Origin of the sequence: Burkholderia sp. Bp9140 (assembly GCF_003853425.1) — a bacterium.
Lineage (GTDB): Bacteria > Pseudomonadota > Gammaproteobacteria > Burkholderiales > Burkholderiaceae > Burkholderia.
Window position 1 is genome coordinate 1 of the sequence record NZ_QTPQ01000003.1, and the last position, 18,295, is coordinate 18,295.

The window sequence follows — 18,295 nt, forward strand, 5'->3', positions numbered from 1 at the left end:
ACATCAAGGACCCGACGCAGAACATCGTGTGGGTCACGCCGGAAGGCGGCGGCGGGCCGAATTACCCGAACATGTAAACATATGCTCGAACGTTGGAGCCCACCTACTCAACCACTTTGATTGCATCGCGCCGGTAGGTTTTTAAGCGCTTTCCCTGTTTCCTCTGAGTCAGGGACAGTGCCCACACCGTACAAAGGATCCCCTTGTGCTGAATTTCACGGGAAAGTCTGTACGCGCATGCCCTCTCGCAGACGATACGAATATGCGACGTTTTCGACTTCGAACGCTTGACCAGGCGATCGATACGATCATCGGCAGTCCCTCCCGGCCTTCGGACATACGTTACATGACGCGCGCAATTGCCTTGCGCGTGACTGCCTCGATGCCCGGACCGTCGAGTTGGTAATGCGCGTACAGATGAGTCGGAGGTGCAATGAGGCTGTACTCGTCATAGATGCCGTGGCGAACCAAAGGTACACCTGCACCCTCATCTGCCAGCACTTCTGCAACGGCAGCACCTAAACCACCAATGACGGTGCAGTACGACCGCGTGATGTACCTGCTAGACGATTCGGCGGCCAATCGGAGCCTCGTGCACGAATACGTCGAAGTCGTTGAGTATCCCAATGGCTTGATTGAGGTCCAGGCCAACGGTGTGGCGCTGTCGTGCCGGCAATACGATCGTATTACGCGCATCGATCAGGGCGCCGAGGTCGAGAACAAGCGGCTGGCCAGCGCACTAGAAGTTGCCCGGCGCATCCAGACCATACGTGACGATCGCCGCGCGGCCGATTCACCGTCCCGCACCCATTGCGGTGACGAGGTCCAGGCGAAGAAGGCGCTCATCGGGCTGAAGAAACAGCGTGCGATCGAGCTTGCCGACCTGAATCAAGCCATTCTTGAGGTCAGCGTCGAAGGAATCAGGGGACGGGGGGCGGCTTCGCCGCCCCACCCCAACCCCATCAACAAAGACAAGCCAAAACCCAAACACCGCGACATTTCAATTTAGCTGGAAGCCCGACAATTGAACTTAGCGGGGACATTGGGTTGTAAGAGCAAAGTTGTAATGTCGCACCCCCTCTGGGCAAAGTTGAAATGTCGTAGTTCGAGGGTTTGGGCGCATACAGGCGGTAGCCCGCGCCTGTTTTCGCCGCCGGCGCGAGCAGCCCCTCGCGCTCGTGATAGCTCAGCGCATCGCGGCTCGTGCCCGACTCGACGGCCAGCTTGCCAATGGTCAGCATGGCGCTACGGCTGTCCGAGCCCTGCCGCCCGTAGACTCTGCTCTTCCACACCCCGGCCGGCACAGCAACTTGCGAGTTGTCCGTCGATCACCACGGCCGGCACTGAGCGGATGCCGAGCTGACGGGCGCGGTCCGCGACCTGCGCATCGTGCATATCGAGCACCAGTACCTCACATGACGGGCAGGCAAGCCGTTGCACCATCGCCACCGTGTCGTTGCAGACGGCGCAGCCTGCGCTGAACACTTCGACCCTACGTTTGGCGGTCATTTCTCACCTCCGTGAACCGACCACGATGTCGGGAAGATGGTCCGATGAATTTCCCCCTAATCTACTTCACGATTGACTCTGGAGCACACGCCAGGGTCAAGGCCTGCAGTTCACCTTTCTGCCGGAGTCCGCTGGAGCCAGCGCGTGCGCACCACGTGATCGATCGATAGCAATCCCGCGCCGCGGCACAGCAGCACGAGTAGCATCGCCGTCCATTGAATGTGGGTGGGCCAGGCCAGCGGATAGACGAAAATTTCGATCACCGCGGTCATGCCGATCAGCACCAGCGCGGCGGGTCGGGTAGCGAAGCCCAATACAAGGAGCAACGGCATACTGAGCTCGATCGACACGGCCATGTAGGCGGCGACGTCGGGCGGCAACAACGGTAACCGGTACTCGTCCGTAAAGAGCTGCAGGGCGGCGTCCCAGTTCGCGAGCTTGGTCATCGCCGAGTTCCAGAAGATGGTGGCCACCGCGATCCGCAGCGGAATGGCGAGCAGCCAGTAAGGGACGCGCTCGAGCGTCTGCACGGCGCGCAGTAGCGCGTCGCCGGCGCTCGCCCAGGTATGGGCGGTTTGGGACAGGCGAGTCATGTCGGTGATCCTCCGTCGAACAGGCAGCCGTTCGCCGACTGCGACGCTTCAGCAAAACATCCGCGCGCGAGACAGGTAGCGATCAGCGCGTGTCCGTCCGCTTCCGGAGCGGCCGCCAGTGCGGCACTCATCGCTTCGCCCGCGAAGAGCGCCGTGGTGATCCGCCATTCGGCAACACTCAAACGGAGCGTCTCCACACCTTCGGCCGTGCACTGCACGAGCAGGTGCACGGGCCCGTCTTCGAGCCGGATCGCGCGCAGGGCCGTATCGTCGTGCCCAAGCACGGCGCGCCAGATCGCATCGGCGGGAAAGTCGCAGCAGAGCAGCCGTGCAGCCGGATGGGGCCGCAACCGCAACTCGCCCAGCACGACGTCGTCGAGCCCCGCGAGGCGGGCAAGCTCGAGTATTGGATCGTCCGGCGCGTGAAGCACGAGATTGACTTGCCATTCGAGGCGTGCAACGTCGCCCAGATACGGCAGCGAAGCGGCATGCGGCATTCGCGCGAGAAACCCGGGAAACCGTGCGCCGTATTCGTCCAGCCACGCGCTATCCGGCGGCGCCGCACCGCAGAACAGGCGCGCGGCGCCGTCGAAGAATTCGGGGCCGACCAGACGCTGCACGGCCGGAAAGCTCAGGCGCAGCGCATTGGTCAGCACACTCAGCGCCGTATTCCGGTAGATGTTCAGGCGCGCCTGTGGCGCCAGCCCATCGCCGAGCACCACGGCGGCGATGTCGTCATTCGCGTCGTGATCGGCATCGCGCAGCAGGTTGCGGCTGAAGATATGTTGCAGTTCAGCGAGCGAAGGCGTGTGCGGTTTCATTTCGAAAGCGCCTCCCGTAGCGAATCCGCGATGGCCGCTTCCTGGATCAGAACCTCGATCGGTGGCACGTCGGTATCCCATTCGATCAGCGTCGGCACCGGGCCAAAACGCCGCAGCGCCGCTTCGTAGAGTGTCCAGACAGCAGATGCGACGCGCGATCCATGATCGTCGATGCGCAGCGCGCCGGCCGTTCTCGAGCCGCCTCGTGCTATGGCCGGCGAGATGGATTTCGCCGATCGCCGCCGGCGGCAGCGCAGCGAGATAGGTCTGCGGATCCCAGCCATGATTACAAGCGCTGACGTAGATGTTGTTCACGTCGCAAAGCAGACCGCATCCTGTGCGCCTCGCGATTTCCGAAAGAAATTCCCACTCCGGAATGGTCGAGTGGACGTAGCGCAAATAGGTGGACGGGTTCTCCACCAGAATCGGCCGCCCGAGCGCGGCCTGAACCTGGTCCACATGCCGGCACACGACCTCCAATGCCTCTTCGGTCATCGGCAAGGGCAGCAGGTCCGCCAGATAGCTGCCACCCACCGCGCTCCACGACACATGCTCGGAAACCAGATCGGGCTCAAAGCGCCGCACTGCTGCACGCACCCGTGCGAGATGCCGGGCGTCCAGCCCGTCCGCGCTGCCGAGGGACAAGCCCACGCCATGTAGTGACAGCGGGTAATCGCGACGAATCGCGTCCAGGCATCGCGACGCCGTCCCGCCGCCCATGTAGTTCTCCGTGTGCACCTCGAACCATCCGACGGCTGGCCGCTCGTCAAGGACGGGCTGATGGTGCCGGAAGCGCAGCCCGACGCCCGCCCGGGCCGGAACCGGGCGCGGCGTCGGCTGATGCGGCACGGATACGCTCATGATGCGGGTCGTCAACCGGCCTTGAGCTTGCCGCCGGCAATCTTGCTGCAGTCGCCGGCCGGCAGCAGCACGAATGACTTCGCATCACGGGCCTGCGTGGCTTGGCCCGCGCACGAATGCGCACCCTCGGCGCAGTCGTTCTTGGCGACCGCGTTCACGCCGTAGCATTTTTCCAGGTGGTTTTGTGCCATCCTGGCCATGTTGTCCTTCACGACCTGAGGCATATTGCTCATATCCTTCATACCCTGCGCCTGTCCCGGAGTGGCTTGCATGGCAAGCGCGAGTCCGATCGCGGCGGACAGGGAGGAAATGGCCGAAGCGGATTTACTCATGGTGTCTTCTCCTGATGTGGGGATCGCGCGATGCGCGACCTTGTCAGAAAATTCGCTCTGCCGCGACTAAAGGTTACGCAGCGTGCCGGATAATTTGCTGCGCCGGACCTTGTAGCGGGATACCTTGGGAATGACTGACGAAGAACGCCCTCGTGCAAAGCGTATCCGCCTGGTCCAGCCGGCGGCCGGGCCGGAAGTCGGCGGCGAACGGGCAGCGATCCGGGAGGATGGATCGCCCGACTGGTCGATGCTGATGGCGTGCGCACAGATCGGAGACCGCGAAGCCTACCGCCGGCTGCTCGAGAGCATCGCCCCATACCTGAGGCGGCTCGCGGCGCGCCACGGCGTTCACCCCGACACCATTGAGGACGTGGTGCAGGACATTCTGGTCACCCTCCATCAGGTGCGTCACACCTACGCGCCCGAGCGGCCGTTCGGGCCGTGGCTGGTGTCGATCGCGAGTCGCCGCATCGTCGATGCGCTGCGTCGCCAAGGCCGCGCCGCATCGCGCGAGATGCCGCTCGACCCCGACCACGAAACCTTGGCGGGTGACGGAGCGAATCTTATGGAAGAGGCGGCGGATGCGCAGGTGCTGCGCGACGCACTCGCCCGGTTGCCGCTGGGCCAGCGCGAGGCGATCCGGATGCTCAAACTCGAGGAGATGTCGTTGAAGGAAGCGGCCGTCGCGAGCGGCATGACGGTTGCCGCCTTGAAGGTCGCGGTCCATCGCGGGATCAAGACATTGCGCAAATTGCTGGTGAGAAAAGGGACAGGCGAATGAAACGGTCGACCTCCGAGCTGATCGAATCGCTGGTGGCGGACAGCACGCCGGTCCGCCCGCTGCGCCGGCCGCTGTGGCGAGCGACTGGCTGGCTGGCGTTCGCGGCGCTGCTGCTCGTGGCCATCGCCGTCGCGCACGGCTTGCGACCGGATCTGTCGTTGAAGTTGCACGAGCACGTGTTCGTCACCGGCATCGTGGCGGCTGCGGCAACAGGGATTCTGGCCGCCGTCGGCGCGTTCGTTGCGAGCGTGCCGGGACGCTCGCTGCGATGGGTGTTGCTGCCGTCGCCGGCCTTGCTCGTCTGGCTCTCGACGATCGGCTACGGTTGCCTGACCAATTGGGTCGAAATCGGCCCTGACGGCCTGTCGCCAGGTGAAACGGCCCGCTGCTTCGCGACGCTCGCGCTCACCGGCGTGCCGCTTTCGTTGACGCTGCTGATCATGCTGCGCCATGTCGCACGCCTCGCGCCGGTGCCGGTGGCCATGGCAGGAAGCCTGGCCGTCTCTGCGATGACGGCGGTGGCGCTGTCGCTCTATCATCCGCTCGACGCCACGATGATGCTTCTTGCGTGGAACGTCGGACTGACAATCGCCCTGTTGATCGCGAGCGCATCGTACGGTGCGCAGTTGTTCCGTTGGGTCGGAGTGGGCGCGTGATTGACAGATGATTGTTCACACCGCGCTGAGCTACTCGGTACGGTTGCGGGCCGCGCCATTCGCGTTGCGTGGAGCGGAAGCTGCTCCTGCCGCGGCGGATCGACCGAATCAGCGCCGGATGCGCGCCCTGATCCGCGGCTGGGCGCTGCATGTCGGTGATCGACTTCGTTGGTTTCCGCCCGACTCGTCTCACGATCCGGTGCCGCGTTGCTTACCCCCTCAACGCCCCCCGTGCGCTCGACCTCAGCGAAACACTTGAGTGACTGGGGCTGGATCATGGCCGTTTCAGGCGAACGTTTCGTCCAGCGCCGCCGCGATATCCGCGATCAGGTCGGCCGGATCTTCCAGACCGATCGACAGCCGCAGGTGCCCGTATTGCCTGAACGCTTCCGGATAGGACGTCGATCCGCCCCGCCCGTCCTTTCCGACATGCACGATCAGCGACTCGTCGTGCCCGAGCGATACAGCCGATGTAATGACACGGAGCGCCGCCACGAAGCGGTTCTGTACGTTCGGGCCGCCCGCCATGGCGAAAGCCATGACCGCACCATATCCCGTACCGGCAAACTGGCGCGACGCGAGCTCGTGCTGGGGATGAGACGGCAGCCCCGGAAACGCCACGAAGGCGACACGCGAATCCTGGTCCAGAAAGGCCGCAACCGCCATTGCCGTCGACATGTGCCGCGCCACGCGCAGCGGCAGGGTGACGGAGCCGCCAATGTAGTGCGGCATAGTGCCAAATTCTGTCACCATGGTCGCAGAGATCGTGACGGTCAAATGCGTCGCCGGTCCGCTCGCCCCCATGCATCGTCCCGGCACGCTATCGTTGCGATCACAGATCAAGCGACAGTCGCATGACGAACCCCATCTTCGGTTCCCGCGTCAGCGTGAAGCCGACTTTGCGGGCCAGCGCGATCATCGCCGCGTTTTCGTTCAATGTCGTGCCGAACAACCGCGTCACGCCCGAGCGCTTGGCGAGGTCGACGAGGCTCATTAGCAGACGGCCGCCGAGCCCTTTCCGCTGCCATGCGTCGTCGATCACGATCGCGCATTCGCCGACGCCGCACTCCCCTTCGTTCATCGCATAGCGCGCGACGCCGACCAACTGCTCGCGGCCATCGGCTTCGGTCGTCACGATCACCGCACCTTCCCGCCGACGATCGATGCGGGTCCATCTGACCATCTCGTCTTCGGTCGGCCGTCGCGCCGACATCAGCCGCATGTAGAGACTGTTGCTGGACAAGCGTCCGATCAAGGCTCGCTCGATTTCGAAGTCGGCGGGAGCAATTTCACGCACGCGCATCGGTGTGCCGTCCCGTGCTTCCCATGTTCGGCGAATGCTTTCAGCCGCCACGTCCGGCACGATCGCGCGACATGCATCCCACTCGCTTTCGGATTCGCCCATCCTTACCTCCGCATTCCGTTCGCGCCGCCCGATACGCGCATGCCTGCAAGCGTTTCGTTGGCCGGCATTGCATATCGGGGTGCTTCGTCATGCATCGAGTCTAGCGATACGCCTGCAATCGCCCTAGAGACGGCGGATCAATTCGGCTTTCCATTCGGAACAATAATGTCGGCGCAAGTTGCCGCGCCGGTCACGCCGGCCGACGCTACGCGCTCAAGCCTGGCATTGGGTCTTGGCTGCATATTTTTCAGCATGGTATCTCTGTACCGCCATCGTTCGAACATCCGCCCGTGAGCAAGCCGATTATTGACGGATATGGAATGCCGCATTCATCGCCTCCCCCTTACTCAACAACGCCACGCTTCGTACATTGGCCTGAATCCGGCCGATGACACAAAGCCGTCATCGGCCGGATCCTTTCCACCGCAACCCGAAACGAACATGGACCCGCAAACCCTCTACTTCGACGACCTCGCTGTCGGCGATACCTTCGTCACCGGCACGTACGAAATCGGCGCAGCCGATATCAAGCGGTTTGCCGCCGAGTTCGACCCGCAGCCGTTCCATCTCGATGAACACGCGGCGCGCGACACGATGTTCGGCGGACTCGCGGCCAGCGGCTGGCATACGGCAGCCGTCACGATGCGGCTGCTGGTCGCGGACGGACCGAAGCTGGCGAACGGCCTGCTCGGCGCCGGCGGCGAAATCGACTGGAAACTGCCCACGCGGCCCGGCGACGTGCTGCATGTCGCAAGCGAGGTGATGGAACTCGTACCGTCACGCTCGCGCCCGGTCGGAACGCTGACGCTGCGATCCAGCACGATCAACCAGCGTGGCGAAGTCGTGCAATTCCTGACCGCCCGGCTCATCGTCGCGCGCCGCCCGGCGTAACGCGCGTCGGGAACAGGCGTGTATCCACTTCGCAGCATGCGTGGCGTCAGCCCCTTTCGGTGACCGGCACCGCCTCGCCATCGACATATCCATGCGCTAGCCGCATGCAGCAGGATGCGGTTTAATGGCGATTCCCCTTTCGACCGGAGTCGCTCGTCATGGACCGCATCACTGCGATGAACGTTTTCGTCCGCGTGGTGGAAGCCGGCACCTTCACGAAGGCGGCCGACACGCTCGATATGCCGAATGCGACAGTCACCCGGCTGATCCAGAAACTCGAGGAAGACCTGCAGGTTCGCCTGCTGCATCGCACCACGCGCTCGGTCACGGTCACGCCGGAAGGCGCGATCTACTACGAGCGCGTCGTGCGGCTGCTCGCCGATCTCGCGGACATCGAATCGTCGACGACCCATGGGCGCGCGAAGCCGTCCGGCAAGATCCGCGTCGATACCGCCGCGGCAATCGGCACACTGGTGCTTGCCCCGGCGCTTGCGGACTTCTACGACGCGTACCCCGACATCGAGATCGAGCTCAATATCGGCAACAGGCGGACCGACCTGGTTGCCGAGGGTGTCGACTGCGTGATCCGTGCCGGTGCGGTCGATGAGCAGCTTCTGGTCGCGCGGCACATCGGAACCTTCAGCTTCACGACCTGCGCGACACCTGCATTGCTCGATGCGCACGGTATACCGGCGTCGCCCGATCAGTTGCACGATCTGCCGACGCTCGGCATGATTCCCGCCCGCGGCAACCGCGCACTGCCGTTCCGGTTCTCGCACGACGGAAAACAGCACGAGCTGGTGCTGAACCATCGGCTCGTCGTGAACGACACCAATGCCTACCTGGCTGCCGGGCTCGCAAGCCTCGGCATCATGCAGACGCCGGCGTATTCGGTGCACGAGGCGATCGCGGCCGGCACGCTCGTGCCGATCCTCGAGGACTGGCAACCGCCTGCGAATCCGATCTACGTGATCTACCCGCCGAACCGCTATCTGAGCGCGAAAGTACGCGTGTTCATCGACTGGGTCGTCGAGCTGTTCGAGCGCGACGAACATCTGAAGCGTCGCTAGACAGCGATACGCCGGCCCTCGGCTACGCAACGGCATCCGCGTCGTCGGCGTCGCGGATGCTGCGCGCGAGACGCGCGATGCCGGCGTCGTGAATCCCGAGCCGCGCCAGCGCCTGCACGGTCGACTCGAAATACGCGCGCGACGTGCCGAGCGGGCCGCGGCCGCTGCGAATCAGCTGCGCGATGTGTTCGACGGGATAGTCACCCAGATAGCGGTCATGCGAACGGTTGACGACGAACGTCAGCGCCCGGATCGGCCGGCCGTCGACCGTCGTCGCAAGCCACTGCGGTTCGTACGAATCGGCCAGCATCTCGCGCCGCCACAACAGCCTCAACTCGGCTTCCACCTTCGCGGCTTCGATCCTGTACAGCATGCCGTCGCACATGCCGCCACGGTCGAGCGCCAGCATCGCACCGGGCTGTTCGGGGGTGCCGCGCGCGACCACGAGCCGCAGGCAGAACGCCCGGTGCCAGCCGTCGATCCGCGCGACCGACGAGCCGGCGACATCGAGCGCCGGATTCCACATCAGCGATCCATAACCGAATAGGTGAAAATCGCGGCCGTGCTCATGGCGCTCGAGCGTCATACGCAACGTACGCTCCAGTTCGGCGTCGCTCCGCAACGTCATGCCCACGGGCGGATCGGCGCGTAGCGCACGAAGCAGCGTGCCGCGCGCCAGATGCTTGCGCGTCATTTCGTAGTCGGCGTCGGGAATGGGGCGATCGTCGGACATGAAGCGGAGGCAAGCACCCTTCGTTGCGGTGACACGACTGTATGTCGCTCGGCGAAGCGCGGAAAGCCGCCGACGAACAATGCTCTTTTGTCGGGAACGGAACAACGGATGCGCGTACCGGACGCCGTGCGTTGCATCGCCGTCTCGAATATCTCGTCGGCCCCCCCTCGCCGATCCCCGTTTGACCGTCACGACGGCAGACGCATTGACAATATGCATATGCATAGATATCGTTTCTTCGCATGAGCAGCCGCGATCCCGAATCCGGTTGCAGCACCGATTGTCCGTACCGGGATATCCGGCACGGACGGTTGTCGCCTGCGCCAACGCACCACACATATCGAACAACACGGTCGGCCGACATCGCATCGAAAACGTTGCGCGGCGAGCCGCTCGATCCGACGGAGCAAAGGTGACGCGAACCGCGCGGCGTGCCCCGCCGCCGCTGCCGCGTCGAGGTACATCGATTGAGGAAACCATCATGAGTACACCTGAAGTTGTCATCTGCCATCCCGTGCGCACGCCGATCGGCACGTTCAACGGATCCCTGAAGGACACGCCCGCCGCCGAACTCGGCGCGATCGCCGTGCGCGAAACGCTTCGTCGCAGCGGAGTCGACGGCTCGACGATCGATACGGTCGTGATGGGCAACGTGATCCAGGCCGGCAACAAGATGAACCCTGCGCGACAGGCGTCGATCGGTGCGGGCCTTCCGGTCGGGGTGCCCGCGCTGACCGTCAACCGCGTTTGCGGTTCCGGCGCACAGGCTATCGTCAACGCCGCTCAGGACATCCTGCTGGGCTTCGCGAATGCGGCGATTGCGGGTGGCATGGAAAGCATGGAGCGCGCGCCGTACCTGCTCGATGGCGCACGCTGGGGATACCGGATGGGTGACGCGCCGATCCGTGACAGCGTGTTGCGCGACGGGCTCGTCGATGCGTTCTCCGACCAGCATTCGGGGTGGCATACCGAGGATCTCGCGAGCCAGCTCGACATCGCGCGCGAGCGCCAGGACCGCTGGGCGCTGCGCTCGCAGCAGCGCTTCTCCACCGCGCTCGCGGACGGCAAGTTCGACGCCGAGCTCGTGCCAGTCGAGGTCCTGCAGCGCAAGGCCCGCATCGCGTTCGCGCGGGACGAAACGCCGCGCGCGGACACCACGCTCGACATACTCTCGAAACTGAAACCGGCGTTCCGCCCCGACGGCACGATCACCGCCGGCAACGCGCCGGGGCTGAACAGCGGTGCATCGGCCATGATGGTGACGAGCCACGCGTTTGCCGACCTGCACGGCATCGCACCGAGCGCACGACTCGTCGCCTTCGGGGTCGCGGCCGTCGAACCCGGCATGTTTGGTCTCGGCCCCGTTCCCGCGGTAAAGATCGCGCTCGAGCGTGCCGGTTGGTCGCTCGGCGACGTCGAGCGCTTCGAGATCAATGAAGCGTTTGCGGTCGTGCCGATCGCCGTCGCCGGCCAACTCGGCATTCCGGAAGATATTGTCAACGTCGAAGGCGGTGCGATCGCGCATGGTCATCCGATCGGCGCGACGGGCGCGGTGCTCACTACCCGTCTGATTCATTCGATGCGGCGCGACGGCATCCGGCGCGGCGTCGTGACGCTATGCATCGGTGGCGGCCAGGGCATCGCACTTGCGATCGAGACGTACTGAATCCGGCCAGCAGCCTGAGGGGGCACACGATCACCCGATCGCGCCCCCGTCGTCAGCCAGTTGTCAGTGCGCAGCCGCGGCCGCGTCGCTCGATCCACCGGCCTTGCCCGGCTTGGTGATCCAGATCAGCGGAATGATCACGATCATGACGAGTGCCGCACCGTAAAACACATCGTTCAACCCGAGCATCGCGGCCTGCGTCTGCACCACGTGGTCGAAGAGTGCATACGACGAGCCCTGGCCGAGACCGAGCACCGAATGGTACGCATTCATCTGCGCATTGAAGATCGGGTTGGTCGGGCTCGACTGCTGCGTGAGGATCTCATGGCGCATGATCGTCCGGTTGTTCCAAACGACGCCCGCGAGCGACGTGCCGATCCCGCCGAAGAACATCCTGGCAAAGGTCGACAACCCTGCCGCGGCCGGCACTTTCTCGGGCGGCTGGCCTGACAGGATAATCACCGTCAGCGGCGCGAAGAACAGCGCCATCGGAATGCCCTGCAGCAGCGTCGGCAGGATGATATAGCCCTCGCTGAGGTCGGTGTAGAAGAACGAGCGCATGTAGTAGACGATCGCGAAGCCGACGAACGCGAACGTGCCAATGATGCGCGCATCCGAGCGCGGCAGGATCCTGCCCATGATCGGCGCGCCGATCACCGCGAAGATGCCCAGCGGCGCGGTCGCAAGCCCGGCGTCGACCGCGCGGTACCCGAGGTACTCCTGCATCCACTGCGGCAGCAGCACGAGCGTTCCGAAGAAGATTGCGTACGCAACGGCAATCGAGATCGTTCCGCCGAGGAAGTTGCGTTGCTTGAAAAGCGTCAGGTCGACCACCGGATTCTTGTCGGTGAGTTCCCAGATGATGAACAGCACGAGCCCCACGATGGCGACAATGGTCAGCACGATGATCGTGTTCGACGAGAACCAGTCGAGGTCCTTGCCCTTGTCGAGCATCACCTGCAGCGACGCGACCCAGACGATCAGCAACGTCAGGCCGACGAAGTCGATCGGCAGCTTGCGGGTCGGCGTGTCGCGCTTCCGGTAGAGAATCCACACCATCGCCGCCGCGAACAGCCCGACCGGGATGTTGATGTAGAAGATCCACGACCACGCGTAGCTGTCCGTCACCCAGCCGCCCAGCGACGGCCCGACGATCGGCCCGGTCACGACGATCATCGAGAACAGCGACAGCGCCAGCGACGATTTCGCCTTCGGCCACGAACTGAGCAGCAACGCCTGCGACATCGGGATCAATGGCCCTGCCACGGCACCCTGCAGCACGCGGGCGAACAGCAGGATCGGCAGCGACGGCGCGATGCCGCACAGCCAGGAAGCCAGCACGAACAACAGGATGGAGCCGACGAACAGCCGCACCTGGCCCAGGCGCTGGGTCAGCCAGCCGGTCAGCGGAATCGCGACGGAATTGGCGGCGGCAAAGACGGTGATGACCCAGGTGCCCTCGTCGACCGATACGCCGAGGTTGCCAGAGATGGTCGGGATCGCGACGTTGGCGATCGATGAATCGAGTACGGTCATGAAACCCGCGAGGCCCACGGCGAACGAGCCCAGCGCGAGTTTCGCCCCCGTCAGCGGGGGAGGATTCGGATGATTGGCGGTCATGGTGATAGTCCGGTTACGATAGGTCCGGCGAAGCAGGCGCACACGGATCGGCGCGCCCGCTCGTCGAGCGACGGGAGGTCATTTGTTGGCGGCGATGATGTCGGCGATCGCGGCATCCGCCTTGTCGCCGTACTTCGCGAACACGTCGGTCTTGTAGATCGATGGCGGATCGGCTTCCGGGCCGGCACCGCCCTGATCCTTCACGTTGACGTCGACATTCATCGACAACCCCACGCGCAGCGGATGCTTCTCAAGTTCCGCGGCCGGGATCTCGATCCGCACCGGCAGCCGCTGCACCACCTTGATCCAGTTGCCGGTCGCGTTCTGCGCGGGCAGCAGCGCGAGCGCCGAACCCGTGCCCGGCGTGAAGCCCACCACCTTGCCGTGGTAGACGATCGACGAGCCGTACACGTCGGCGACCAGCTCGACCGGCTGGCCGATCCGGATATGGCGAAGCTGCCATTCCTTGAAGTTCGCGTCGACCCACACCTGATTCAGCGGCACGACCGACATCAGTGCGGCGCCCGGCGACACACGCTGCCCCACCTGCACCGAACGCTGCGCGATGTAGCCGGTGACCGGCGCCGGCAGCGTCGTGCGCGAATAGGCCAGATACGCGTCGCGAACGCGCGCGGCACTTGCCATCACGTCAGGATGCTGGTCGACGGTCGTGTTCGACGTCAGCGCACGATTCGAGCCGAGCTGCTGCTTCGCGGCGTCGAGCGCGGCCTGCGCCGACCGGACCGCATCGCGCGCATGCGAAATGTCCTCGTCCGATACCGCGCCCGCGATGCCGGTGGACAGACGGCGCCGCAAGTCATCTTGCGCCTTGGCGAGATCGGACTGCCGCTCCGCGATGCTCGCGCGGTACTTGTCGTCGTCGACATAGAGGCCGTGAACCTTGCGCACCGTCTGGCCGAGATTCGCCTCGGCCTGCTGCAGCGCGATCTTCGCGTCCGCCGGATCGATCTGCACGAGCGGCTCGCCCGCCTTCACGATCTGCGTGTTGTCCGCGTTGACGGCGATGACCGTGCCCGACACTTGCGGCGTGATCTGCACGACGTTGCCGTTCACATACGCGTCGTCGGTGTCGACGTGATAGCGCGCGTCGAGGAAGTAGTAGGCGCCGTACGCGGCGCCGGCGATCCCGACGGACGCGGCTACCAGTGCGAGCAGCGCCTTGCGCTTGCCCGGTTTCTTGACGGGTTCATCGGTCGGTTGTGCATCAGGGGTATTCATCATTCGCTCCAGTGAAGTTTGGGGTATGTGTCTTGCCGTCCGGCGCAAGCATCCGCACCGGACAAGTCGTTCATTGCGCCGCCTTGGGTGCCGGCGATCCGGGAATCGGGGTTTGTGCCGTCGCGGCGAGACCGGCGCTCGACGCGTCGAAGCCGCCGCCGAGCGCGCGGATCAGGCCGATCTGTTGCGTGCGGCGCCCCATCTCGAGATTGACGACGGCCGTCTCGGCCGCCAGCCGGTTGTCGTCCGCGTTCAGCACCTGCAGTTGCTGGGTCAGCCCTGCCCGGTAGCGCGCGACGGCGAGTTGATACGCGTTGGTCTGCGCGTCCAGCGCCTGCCGCGCGTCGACCAGTTGCGTGTCCGTTGAGCGGATTTGCGTGACCTGGGTCGCGACATCCGACAGCGCATTGATCAGCGTCTGGTTGTAGGTGGCGACGTCGTAGTCGAAGTCCGCGTAGCGGCCCTTCAGTTGCGAGCGCAGCGCGCCGGCGTCGAAGATCGGCAGATGGATCGCGGGCGCCGCCTGCAGCGTCCGGCTGCCCGCCGTCAGGAAGCGTCCCCAGCCAAATGCATCGAGGCCTGCGGCCAGCGACAGGTTGACGTCCGGATAGAACTCCGCCTTCGCTTCCTTTACGTCGTGAACGGCCGCATCCACTTTCCAGTACGCAGCGACGATGTCGGGGCGGCGCGACAGCAGGTCAGCCGGCAGGTTGTCGGGCAATGCGACACGCGCGCCGGTGCCGAGCGACGGCTTCGCGATCTGCAGGCCGCGATCCGGACCGGCGCCGAGCAGCGTGCCGAGTTGGTAGCGCACCGTCGAGATCTGCCCGTCGAGATCGCTGACACTGGAACGGCTCGTCGCGGTTTCACCGTAGGCGGTCTGCCGCTCCACGTTGCTGTCGAGCCCGGCGTTCACGCGGCCGTTCGTGATGCGCGAGATCGTCTCGCGGTTGCCGACTTCGCGGACCTGGATATCGCGCAGCGCGTAGAGCTGGGCCAGCCGGTTATAGGTGCTCGCCACCGATGCGGCGAGCGTGATGCGCACCTCCTCGGCCTCGGCGTCCGCCACCTTTTCCGACGAGACCGCCTGGCGCAGTCGTTCGCGATTCTTGCCCCACAGGTCGAGATCCCACGATGCGCTCGCAAGCAGCGTGTTCTCGCTCTGCCACGAGCCGCCGTACGGCGGCGGCACGATGCCGTTTTCCGTATAACGCTGGCGCGTCCATGCGTAGCTGGCCGTCGCATGCGGATAGAGCGTCGACTTTGCGCTGCCCACGTACGCCGTGGCGCGCTCGATGCGGGCGCGCGCCTGGTCGATTGTCGGGTTGCCCTTTAATGCCTCGTCGATCAGCGCGGGCAGTTGCGGATCGCCGAACTGGCCGGCCCAGTCCATCGCGGGCCACTGTCCGCCTTCGGCCGGCAGGCTCGCTTTCGTCTCGAACTTCGCAGGGGATGCGATCTGCTTGTCGCTATGGATGCCGGCGAAATTCACGCATCCGGCCAGGCTCAACGCCAGCGTCATCGCACCGATCGAGGCCGTCAGCGCACTCGATCGCGGCTTGGGGCGGGAGGGGTTCATCGTTTCCATTTCTTTACGCTCGTCAGGTTAGAAATTCGGCAAAACCATTTTGTGCATATGCACTTATCGACATCAACGGATTCGCATGCCGGTACGCCGGTCTGCACGAATCGGTTATTGCGTGATTACGGTTCGGACTCGTCGCGCGTCATTCGAAACAGTTCGCTGCGCAGATGCGCCGCCTGCTGTTCGCCGAAGCTGCGTTCGAAGCTGTCCTGCGCGGCGATCCAGTAGGCCGTCGCCTCGTCCAGCTTCCCTGCGCCTCGCTCGGTCAGCACGAAGCGCAACCGACGCTGACCCTCGCCCTTCCCCGACGCAACGACCAGCGCGCGCTTGAGCAACGGCTGGAGCGCCCGGACGACCGTCGTCCGGTCCATCACCATCGCCCTGGCCAGCTCGGTCATCGTCGAATGCGGATGACGATCCAGCATGCCGAGGATGCTGAACTGCGTGGGCGTGATGTCGACTTCGGACAGGTGGCGCTCGTAGAGCCTCGAGATATGTCGGGAGGCCTGGCGCAGCGCGAAACAGTCGTCATCGGGGAATTCATTCGAGTCCATGACCCGAAGCGTAATGACCGCGGTGCCGACTTGCGATGGCGATCGCGCCATGAATTTATTGTCGTTTTGCGCAAGGATCGGCGGCCGGAGCAGTCGGTGCGTCAGACGTGCCCTTTTGACGAACGGCTCGGCGGGTTGGTCAGTCAAGGGAAGGCACCGCATCGGCACTTTTGTCCAAAGCGGAATATTGAATTGGAGCGACGCGCATTTATCGGGTCCACGCCCGCTCCTAAGCTCCGGTCAACGGCCTCGACATACGTGGCGTCGCCCAATCTCCGGAGGTAATCGCAATGAAATTCCTGATCCGAATCATCGCCGTCGCCTCGGCACTCGTCGCACCGGCATTCGCGCTTGCGCAGTCGAGTCAGCCGCTGACGCGTGCCCAGGTCCGTCAGGAACTCATCCAGCTCGAGCAGGCCGGCTACAACCCGATGAATTATTACTACATTGAAAGCCTGCAGGCCGCCGAAGCGAAAATTGCCCGGCGGCGGGCTGCCCAGGGCGTCGATGCGGCCGGCGTCGGCGACCAACAGGCGCTGGCTCAGGCCGAAGCGCGCGCTCCGCTGAATGTCGTGCGGAAATGAACTGCGTGCGGAACATGGCCGCCGGTTGCCGCCGATCCGGCGTGGCGCTCGCGCGTCACCGCGGCGCGATCCGGCCCGACTACTCGAATTCGCGGTGAATCTGTCTTTGCAAGGGGGCGGAAGGAATCAAGGCAGCGCATTACCCGCGCGCCGTCAGTGGCGGCTGAGGTAGGCGCCGTCGACGGCGATCACCTGGCTAACGGCGTCGCGCCATAATTCGTTAGAACCCTTGGTCATATGGCGCTGGCCTGGAGTTGGACTTCATCGAGTCACACCCGGGCATGTCGGCCGACGTACTCGTGTTCGTGTTCATGGCCGCGGTTTGCGGCACCGGACACTCCCCTGTCGAGCTGCGATGAATTCGCGATCGTCGACATTGCCACGAATTCTCCCGTGTCCGGCAGGAGATGCTGGCTCAGGAAATCGACGAACACGCGCGTCTTCGGCGCCATCATGCGTCCCGAGGGCCAGAGGGCGCGAAAGGGAACGCGGTCAGCCGTGAAGTCTCGCAGCACGGCCACGAGCGTCCCCTGGGCCAGTTGTTCGCGCACCGAGAATTCAGGCACGCTTGCAAGGCCCAGCCCCTGCTCGGCCAGTACGATCAGAGGCTCGACGGTACTCACGGTCGCCGTCGAAGGAAGCTCGACCTCGAACGTGACGCCGTCGCGTGCGAACGACCACTGCCGCAAGCGGCCGGTTCGCGGGAAACGGTGCTGCAGGCACGCATGCATGACGAGATCTTCAGGCACGACCGGCACGCCGTGCTCCAGAAGGTACGCCGGCGAGGCCACGATCACATGCGAAAAATGGCCGAGCGTGCGCGTGGTCAATTGCGAATCGGCGGCATCGCCGGTTCGCAGGACAACATCGAAGCCGTCCTCGATCACGTCCACGATACGGTCGCTGAAGTCGACGTCGAGCTGTACCTCCGGGTACTTGCGCATGAACGCCGCCAGTACCGGCGTCAACAGCATGCCGACCAGCGGAACGCTCATGCGCAGGCGGCCCGCGGGCATCGCACGCGAGACGGCCAGCTCCGATTCCGCTTCGACGATCTCGTTAAGAACGCGTTGGCAGCGCGCCAGAAAGAGTTCGCCTTCAGGTGTGAGACGCACACTGCGCGTGCTTCGGTGAAACAGCCGAAGGCCGAGGCGTGTCTCCAGCCTCGCGATGGACTTGCCGACCGCCGACGCCGAAATCCCGAGCTGCCGCCCTGCCTCGGAAAAACTCAATACTTCGGCTGCACGCGTGAAGATGGCGATGCCGCTCATGCGCTCCATCGCGCCGCTCGACCGTCCGTTCTCGACGGGCACGTCGAGCGGCATTGAACGCTTGGCTGGCGTGTCCATCCTGATCATTGCATGGCTCCTCGATCACGCCTCGTCGCGCAACGAC

22 protein-coding genes and 1 pseudogene are annotated in these 18,295 nt (G+C 64.5%); 8 read left to right on the top strand and 15 right to left on the bottom strand.

Going from position 1 to position 18,295, the window contains the following annotated elements:
• Positions 1-77 (top strand): 4Fe-4S dicluster domain-containing protein (locus DIE21_RS38240; RefSeq protein ID WP_133168007.1); only part of this gene is annotated, 77 nt, incomplete at its 5' end.
• A gap of 265 nt (positions 78-342) precedes the next feature.
• Here DIE21_RS38240 and DIE21_RS03195 read toward each other — a convergent pair.
• Entirely contained in the window at positions 343-582 is a 240-nt protein-coding gene (locus DIE21_RS03195) for a hypothetical protein (RefSeq protein WP_409364612.1), read from the bottom strand.
• Positions 583-592: 10 nt separating this feature from the next.
• Here DIE21_RS03195 and DIE21_RS03200 point away from each other — a divergent pair, with 10 nt between their 5' ends.
• Positions 593-1,009 carry a hypothetical protein gene (locus tag DIE21_RS03200; protein WP_260432264.1) on the top strand — a complete coding sequence of 139 codons (417 nt, stop codon included), beginning with the start codon at positions 593-595 and terminating at the stop codon, positions 1,007-1,009.
• Here the strand turns inward: DIE21_RS03200 and DIE21_RS03205 are convergent.
• From DIE21_RS03205 to DIE21_RS03230, 6 genes and pseudogenes are all read right to left on the bottom strand, one after another.
• A complete protein-coding gene (locus DIE21_RS03205; protein WP_124495970.1) occupies positions 963-1,241 on the bottom strand; it encodes a MerR family DNA-binding transcriptional regulator in 279 nt (92 codons plus the stop codon). The genes DIE21_RS03200 and DIE21_RS03205 overlap by 47 nt on opposite strands.
• 4 nt (positions 1,242-1,245) lie before the next feature.
• A complete protein-coding gene (locus DIE21_RS03210; RefSeq protein WP_124495972.1) occupies positions 1,246-1,509 on the bottom strand; it encodes a thioredoxin family protein in 264 nt (87 codons plus the stop codon).
• A gap of 110 nt (positions 1,510-1,619) precedes the next feature.
• Positions 1,620-2,102 (bottom strand): DoxX family protein, encoded by a 483-nt coding sequence (locus DIE21_RS03215; RefSeq protein WP_124495974.1) that lies wholly within the window; start codon positions 2,100-2,102, stop codon positions 1,620-1,622.
• The gene (locus DIE21_RS03220) at positions 2,099-3,004 is read right to left on the bottom strand and encodes a DNA-binding domain-containing protein (protein WP_311767428.1); all 906 of its coding nucleotides are present in this window, start codon (positions 3,002-3,004) and stop codon (positions 2,099-2,101) included. The genes DIE21_RS03215 and DIE21_RS03220 overlap by 4 nt, the downstream gene beginning before the upstream one ends.
• A pseudogene (locus DIE21_RS03225) lies at positions 2,920-3,784 on the bottom strand (DUF692 domain-containing protein). The gene DIE21_RS03220 and the pseudogene DIE21_RS03225 overlap by 85 nt, the downstream one beginning before the upstream one ends.
• An 11-nt stretch (positions 3,785-3,795) precedes the next feature.
• Positions 3,796-4,116: a DUF2282 domain-containing protein gene (locus tag DIE21_RS03230; protein ID WP_124495978.1), complete on the bottom strand. Its 321-nt coding sequence runs from the start codon at positions 4,114-4,116 to the stop codon at positions 3,796-3,798.
• Between the two features lie 130 nt (positions 4,117-4,246).
• Between DIE21_RS03230 and DIE21_RS03235 the strand changes: the two genes are divergently transcribed.
• The gene (locus DIE21_RS03235) at positions 4,247-4,897 is read left to right on the top strand and encodes a sigma-70 family RNA polymerase sigma factor (protein WP_124495980.1); all 651 of its coding nucleotides are present in this window, start codon (positions 4,247-4,249) and stop codon (positions 4,895-4,897) included.
• Complete coding sequence (locus DIE21_RS03240; RefSeq protein ID WP_124495982.1) at positions 4,894-5,553, top strand: NrsF family protein; 660 nt, start codon at positions 4,894-4,896, stop codon at positions 5,551-5,553. The genes DIE21_RS03235 and DIE21_RS03240 overlap by 4 nt, the downstream gene beginning before the upstream one ends.
• Positions 5,554-5,838: 285 nt before the next feature.
• On the opposite strand, the gene DIE21_RS03245 is transcribed toward DIE21_RS03240, so the two are convergent.
• Positions 5,839-6,330 carry a PLP-dependent transferase gene (locus DIE21_RS03245; protein ID WP_260432265.1) on the bottom strand — a complete coding sequence of 164 codons (492 nt, stop codon included), beginning with the start codon at positions 6,328-6,330 and terminating at the stop codon, positions 5,839-5,841.
• A gap of 55 nt (positions 6,331-6,385) precedes the next feature.
• Positions 6,386-6,958, bottom strand: coding sequence for a GNAT family N-acetyltransferase (locus tag DIE21_RS03250; RefSeq protein ID WP_124495984.1), 573 nt, complete (start codon positions 6,956-6,958; stop codon positions 6,386-6,388).
• A gap of 441 nt (positions 6,959-7,399) precedes the next feature.
• Between DIE21_RS03250 and DIE21_RS03255 the strand changes: the two genes are divergently transcribed.
• Positions 7,400-7,849, top strand: coding sequence for a MaoC family dehydratase (locus tag DIE21_RS03255; protein WP_124495985.1), 450 nt, complete (start codon positions 7,400-7,402; stop codon positions 7,847-7,849).
• Positions 7,850-8,007: 158 nt separating this feature from the next.
• Entirely contained in the window at positions 8,008-8,919 is a 912-nt protein-coding gene (locus DIE21_RS03260) for a LysR family transcriptional regulator (protein ID WP_124495987.1), read from the top strand.
• Between the two features lie 22 nt (positions 8,920-8,941).
• Here DIE21_RS03260 and DIE21_RS03265 read toward each other — a convergent pair whose 3' ends face one another.
• The gene (locus DIE21_RS03265) at positions 8,942-9,844 is read right to left on the bottom strand and encodes a gamma-glutamylcyclotransferase (protein WP_260432266.1); all 903 of its coding nucleotides are present in this window, start codon (positions 9,842-9,844) and stop codon (positions 8,942-8,944) included.
• A 289-nt stretch (positions 9,845-10,133) separates the two neighbouring features.
• Between DIE21_RS03265 and DIE21_RS03270 the strand changes: the two genes are divergently transcribed.
• Positions 10,134-11,318 carry a thiolase family protein gene (locus DIE21_RS03270; protein WP_124495989.1) on the top strand — a complete coding sequence of 395 codons (1,185 nt, stop codon included), beginning with the start codon at positions 10,134-10,136 and terminating at the stop codon, positions 11,316-11,318.
• A gap of 63 nt (positions 11,319-11,381) precedes the next feature.
• Here the strand turns inward: DIE21_RS03270 and DIE21_RS03275 are convergent, their stop codons facing one another.
• The 4 genes from DIE21_RS03275 to DIE21_RS03290 form a co-directional block, all read right to left on the bottom strand.
• The gene (locus tag DIE21_RS03275) at positions 11,382-12,938 is read right to left on the bottom strand and encodes a DHA2 family efflux MFS transporter permease subunit (RefSeq protein ID WP_124495991.1); all 1,557 of its coding nucleotides are present in this window, start codon (positions 12,936-12,938) and stop codon (positions 11,382-11,384) included.
• Between the two features lie 78 nt (positions 12,939-13,016).
• The gene (locus tag DIE21_RS03280; protein WP_124495993.1) at positions 13,017-14,177 is read right to left on the bottom strand and encodes an HlyD family efflux transporter periplasmic adaptor subunit; all 1,161 of its coding nucleotides are present in this window, start codon (positions 14,175-14,177) and stop codon (positions 13,017-13,019) included.
• Positions 14,178-14,247: 70 nt separating this feature from the next.
• Entirely contained in the window at positions 14,248-15,765 is a 1,518-nt protein-coding gene (locus tag DIE21_RS03285) for an efflux transporter outer membrane subunit (protein ID WP_124495995.1), read from the bottom strand.
• Between the two features lie 116 nt (positions 15,766-15,881).
• Complete coding sequence (locus DIE21_RS03290) at positions 15,882-16,463, bottom strand: MarR family winged helix-turn-helix transcriptional regulator (RefSeq protein WP_409364613.1); 582 nt, start codon at positions 16,461-16,463, stop codon at positions 15,882-15,884.
• A 143-nt stretch (positions 16,464-16,606) separates the two neighbouring features.
• Here DIE21_RS03290 and DIE21_RS03295 point away from each other — a divergent pair, with 143 nt between their 5' ends.
• Positions 16,607-16,900: a DUF4148 domain-containing protein gene (locus tag DIE21_RS03295; RefSeq protein ID WP_124495997.1), complete on the top strand. Its 294-nt coding sequence runs from the start codon at positions 16,607-16,609 to the stop codon at positions 16,898-16,900.
• A gap of 269 nt (positions 16,901-17,169) precedes the next feature.
• On the opposite strand, the gene DIE21_RS03300 is transcribed toward DIE21_RS03295, so the two are convergent.
• A complete protein-coding gene (locus DIE21_RS03300) occupies positions 17,170-18,258 on the bottom strand; it encodes a LysR family transcriptional regulator (RefSeq protein WP_311767429.1) in 1,089 nt (362 codons plus the stop codon).
• Positions 18,259-18,295: the final 37 nt, after the last annotated feature.

Excerpts from the sequence above, each read along its gene's own strand:
- DIE21_RS03205 (WP_124495970.1), bottom strand. The coding sequence starts at position 1,241 with ATGCTGACCATTGGCAAGCTGGCCGTCGAGTCGGGCACGAGCCGCGAT.
- DIE21_RS03210 (WP_124495972.1), bottom strand. The coding sequence starts at position 1,509 with ATGACCGCCAAACGTAGGGTCGAAGTGTTCAGCGCAGGCTGCGCCGTC.
- DIE21_RS03215 (WP_124495974.1), bottom strand. The coding sequence starts at position 2,102 with ATGACTCGCCTGTCCCAAACCGCCCATACCTGGGCGAGCGCCGGCGAC.
- DIE21_RS03220 (WP_311767428.1), bottom strand. The coding sequence starts at position 3,004 with ATGGGATACCGACGTGCCACCGATCGAGGTTCTGATCCAGGAAGCGGC.
- DIE21_RS03230 (WP_124495978.1), bottom strand. The coding sequence starts at position 4,116 with ATGAGTAAATCCGCTTCGGCCATTTCCTCCCTGTCCGCCGCGATCGGA.
- DIE21_RS03235 (WP_124495980.1), top strand. The coding sequence starts at position 4,247 with ATGACTGACGAAGAACGCCCTCGTGCAAAGCGTATCCGCCTGGTCCAG.
- DIE21_RS03240 (WP_124495982.1), top strand. The coding sequence starts at position 4,894 with ATGAAACGGTCGACCTCCGAGCTGATCGAATCGCTGGTGGCGGACAGC.
- DIE21_RS03250 (WP_124495984.1), bottom strand. The coding sequence starts at position 6,958 with ATGGGCGAATCCGAAAGCGAGTGGGATGCATGTCGCGCGATCGTGCCG.
- DIE21_RS03255 (WP_124495985.1), top strand. The coding sequence starts at position 7,400 with ATGGACCCGCAAACCCTCTACTTCGACGACCTCGCTGTCGGCGATACC.
- DIE21_RS03260 (WP_124495987.1), top strand. The coding sequence starts at position 8,008 with ATGGACCGCATCACTGCGATGAACGTTTTCGTCCGCGTGGTGGAAGCC.
- DIE21_RS03270 (WP_124495989.1), top strand. The coding sequence starts at position 10,134 with ATGAGTACACCTGAAGTTGTCATCTGCCATCCCGTGCGCACGCCGATC.
- DIE21_RS03275 (WP_124495991.1), bottom strand. The coding sequence starts at position 12,938 with ATGACCGCCAATCATCCGAATCCTCCCCCGCTGACGGGGGCGAAACTC.
- DIE21_RS03280 (WP_124495993.1), bottom strand. The coding sequence starts at position 14,177 with ATGAATACCCCTGATGCACAACCGACCGATGAACCCGTCAAGAAACCG.
- DIE21_RS03285 (WP_124495995.1), bottom strand. The coding sequence starts at position 15,765 with ATGGAAACGATGAACCCCTCCCGCCCCAAGCCGCGATCGAGTGCGCTG.
- DIE21_RS03295 (WP_124495997.1), top strand. The coding sequence starts at position 16,607 with ATGAAATTCCTGATCCGAATCATCGCCGTCGCCTCGGCACTCGTCGCA.
- DIE21_RS03300 (WP_311767429.1), bottom strand. The coding sequence starts at position 18,258 with ATGATCAGGATGGACACGCCAGCCAAGCGTTCAATGCCGCTCGACGTG.